General features: G+C 61.5%; 2 protein-coding genes. Both read right to left on the bottom strand.

All coding sequences use genetic code 11. The features are described 5' to 3' along the window. Positions 1-179 precede the first annotated feature (179 nt). Positions 180-2,546, bottom strand: a complete 2,367-nt coding sequence (locus I8N66_RS32980) for an RTX toxin (RefSeq protein ID WP_291163392.1) — start codon at positions 2,544-2,546, stop codon at positions 180-182. Between the two features lie 225 nt (positions 2,547-2,771). Next, the coding region (locus I8N66_RS32975) for a lipopolysaccharide biosynthesis protein (RefSeq protein WP_291163389.1) at positions 2,772-4,175 on the bottom strand (1,404 nt) is incomplete at its 5' end.

The following is a 4,175-nucleotide window of genomic DNA, read 5'->3' as shown; positions in this document are numbered from 1 at the left end:
TCTAGGCCAGATGGAATGCGGGACAACTTAGACATGTCCAACCTCCTTTCCGCGGCTTGCGGATAATCGGGGCCAGCCGGTGGACGCGGTCGCCCCTACGCTCATCGCGCAACCAGGGTTGCGTGATGTGGTCACTCCAGGTTTTCAGCCGAATGGCTGATCATGCACGTTGGTCTTGATCAGGCGAGCAGCCAGTGGTCGAGCCGGAACTCGTAGAGCTTGCCGTCGTTCTCGTTCGGGTTGGAGTCGTTGTCGACGCCTCTGTCGACGATGTAGAGGCTCATCTGGTTGCCATCGTCGCTGCTCGGCGCGAGCGCCAGGCCGGCCACCTTGCGGGCATTGGCAGCCGAGATATCAAGGGTACCCAGTTGCTGGCCGGTCGTTGACATCATCACGACCTGGGTGCGCGACTTGACGACATAGAGCAGGTCGTGAACGGGGTCGTACTCGACGCAAGGATCGCCGTTGGAGAGCGTGCCGATCGAAAAACTCGTCACCACGTCGTCGCCGCCCGCGGAAGCCACTCCGTCAAATTTGCCATTTGTGCCGGGATTGATCGTGTAGATTTTCGCTGTGCCGTCAGCGAGATAAAGAACACCCCGCTTCGTGTCATAGGCTATACCTTCGGGGTCGGAACTCCCGAAGGCGGACGTCTTGAACGAGGTCACGATGTCATCGGCCGTGTTGTACAGACCGTCCGAACCCGGGTTGAGTTCGTATACGCTCTTCGTGCCGGTATCGTCAGAGAAGTAGAGGTGCCGGTTGGTTGGATTGTAAGCGACACCACTCGGTTCGTCCGAGAAACTGGTGGTGGTCATCGACCTGACCAAGGTGCCGTTCAGGCTCATTTCGAAGAGGTTCTTTCCCTGGAATATCGACATTTCATCGACTTCGCCGTCCGAAATCATCAAGGTGCCGAGATGGGAAATGTAGGTGATGCCCGACGGGTCCGGGCTTGCCGGCGACCACTGCGAGGTCAGTACGGTGTGGACAAGTGTTGCCGAGGTCGGCGGGCTGGGGACGCCTGACGTGACGTTGACGGTGTAGTCATGCAAGGCCATGCTCCCGTCCGACGACGTCGCGGTGACCGTGAGCGTGATCGAAGACTGGGCATTGAGTGTACCGGTGCCTGAGCGGGTAATAATCCCGCTCGTATCAATGGCGAAACGCGTATCGTTGAGGCTATAGGTCACCGTCGAACCGGCATCCGGATCCGCCGCTGACGCAGTGATGCCGACCTTGGTGCCCGCAGCGGCACCCTGGGCGATCTGGTTCGTGGTCGTGTCGGCATCGGCCGGCGTCCCGAATGCGACCGGCTCCGGGCTGTTGAGAACGTTGACGGTAAAGGTCTGGGTGGCCGTGCTGTGGTCGGACGAGGTCGCGGTCACCGTGAGTGTGATCTGGGTCTGGGTCTCGAAGTCGAGCGTCCCTGAACCCGAACGGGTGATGACGCCGGTCGCCGCGTCGATCGCAAAACGGGTATCGTTGATGCTGTAGCTCACTGTGTCGCTGGCGTCGGGATCGCTGGCCGAAGCCGTAATGCCGATGGCCGCTCCGACAACGGCCAGTTCCGCAATCTGATTGGCCGCGGGATTGGCATCTGTCGGATTGTTGAAGGCGACAGGCGAGCCTGCCGCCGGGACGTAGTATTCGAGATGCAGGAGCGGTGCCGAAGCAGCGTTGCCGTCGAACGATTTGGCCGTCCGTGTGCCGGTTGTCCCGGTGATCACGAATGCTATGTCATTCAGTGCCGCCCAGCCGTCACGATCGATGATTTCCTGAATGATCGCCTTGAGGTCAGGTGTGCGTTGGCCGGCTCCGGCCTCGCCGCGTATCGTCCAGTCCGCTGGTGTCCAACCGACCGACGCATCCGTGATCGGGCGTGATGAAACATCGAACTTCGTGGTGGTGAAAGCCGCTGCGTCGTCAGAGTCCTGACCGCGGATCAGCAGCGATATTGCTCCCGTGCTCACTTCGTCGGTGGTGAACTGGATATAGGCATTGGTGATGACGGCGCCTTTGGGGATGTCGATGCCGGCGAAACGGAGCCCGACTGTTTGACGCGTGCTGCCGTCAAAGCCGAGTTCGAGATCGTTAATGTTGCCCGAGATCGACCCTGAAGCCTTTTCCTCGGCGTCGTCGGCAGCGCCAGACACGCGGCTTTCGATCGTCGTCGAAACGGCAAGGCTCTGCTCGCTCATCAACGTGGCCGCTTCTCCGTCGCTGCTGGCCGTAAAGGCGGGCGATGCGCTTGTCTGGCGTGCCAATCCCGTTTCGGTTGGCGCCGTTGTCCCACCGTTTTGTTGCCCTGCGTTGCGCTGCGGATCGAGACCCAAGGGCCACAGGCCCCAGTTGCCGTTGCCTTCGAACGAGACGGTCGCGCGCAGAATGTTCTGGATGAATGGGGCCATTGCCGCATTCGCTGCGGGGATACCGGTCAGTGCCAGTGATCCGTCATCGGCCAATCCGTCGCCCATGAGGCCGTAGTCGAAGTCGACATCTGCCAAGAGCTGTTTGACGCTAGGAAACCGAGCCAAGCTGGTCATGTCGTATCTCCTTTACCGAGGCCGCCTCTTCAGCCAGCCTTTGCAGGTCCGCGATGGTCGGTGCCCGTCAAAGCACGAGCACCCTTGGGTAAAGCCGAAACCCGCGTCTGAAGGAGGGGCGCCGTTGGGAAGGACGGCGTCGCTCGATCGGATCGCGGGACGGAACTTGGAACACACATGCATTGTCGGTCGGACGAGACCGCAGAATGGTCGGGAGGCTATCGCCTATCCCGGACGACTGCGCCGCAGCCAAGCGGGCGCCAGCCCTGCAACCAGGCGAAGCATCGACTGACCATCCCGTCCAAGAAACAGCGACGGTAGCAGCCAGCACGACAACAACCCCGCCACACCAGCGGCAATCGCGACATTGAAAAGGAGGACGAGCGGCATCACGTGGATCTGGCGCAATTGATCGGCGGCAATCCAGGCACTCGCGCCAACCACGCCCGCAAGTGCAAACGCTGGTACATGCACGGCGATGAACTCGGACCAGGTGATACCGGTGACGCGCAGGCTTAAATGCGCCATCAGTATGAAATTGGTCATGACGGCGACGACAACACCGGTTGCCACTCCCGTCACACCCCAGAAACGTCCGAGAAAAGCGCCGATCGCCACGGCCGCCACGAAGATCGCCTGCCGCCATGCCCTTGCGTAAACGACACCGGTCGCCCGCGAAATGGAGTCGCTGAGCTTGTAGCTTGTGCGGAACAACATGCCGACGGCCAGGATCTGGAGGGGAGCGACGACGGCGTCCCACCCTTTGCCGAGCAGGACCTGAACGATCTCAGGCGCTGCGATCGCGACGACGAGGCTTGCCGGCAATACCACCAGAGCGCAGGCCGCAACCGCGCTGCGGTAAGCTCGGGCAAGGCGGGCGGGCTCCTGTTGCACGAGCGCCATCGTTGGAAAGAGGACACGGTCGAGAATCTGGCCGATGATGACTGCCGGCGTGGTCATCAGCTGCGAGGAGAGCGAGTAGATACCCAGTGCCGACGCTCCAAGCCACCGTCCGACGATGAGCTTGTCGACTTGGGTTGCGAGATAGTTGCACACTCTAGCAATCGTGAACCCGCCGCCGAAATAGAGCAGTTCGCCGATTGCACGCCGCTCCAGCAAAGGGCGTTTCGGATGCGGCTGGCCGGCGAGCAACACAATCGTGCGAAGCAGATTTTGCGTCATCAGCGCCCCGACGAGCGCCCAAATCCCAAAGCCTGCCAAGGCAAAGATCGGTCCCGCGACCACGAAGCCGACCGCAAAGCATACAGCGTCGACGGCGGCCAGCCATTCGAACCGCAGCGCTCGCTGGGCAACGGCCTGCGCCACGAGTGCGACGCCCTGGCAAATGAAGACCACGCTGGTGGCACGCACGATCGGGGCCAAATCGGCAAGTCGCATGGCATGTGCGATTGCCGGCGCCCCCAGCCAGACCAGCCCGGCGATCAGCAGGCTGAGGATCAGCGACAAGGTGAAGCCGACCCGCAGGTGACGGTCATCGAGCTCGGGCCGCTGCACGATTGCCGGTGCGACACCGAGGTTCTCGAAAATGGTCGCCAACTTGATGATGACGAGGGCTGCGGCATAAAGCCCGAATTCATTGGGAGAAAGCAGCCGGGCGAGTACGAGGAG

It is taken from the genome of Ensifer sp. SSB1, from assembly GCF_016652895.1.
GTDB lineage: Bacteria > Pseudomonadota > Alphaproteobacteria > Rhizobiales > Rhizobiaceae > Ensifer.
The sequence above is the reverse complement of the archived record's forward strand: the minus strand, read 5'-3'. Positions and strand labels throughout refer to the sequence as shown.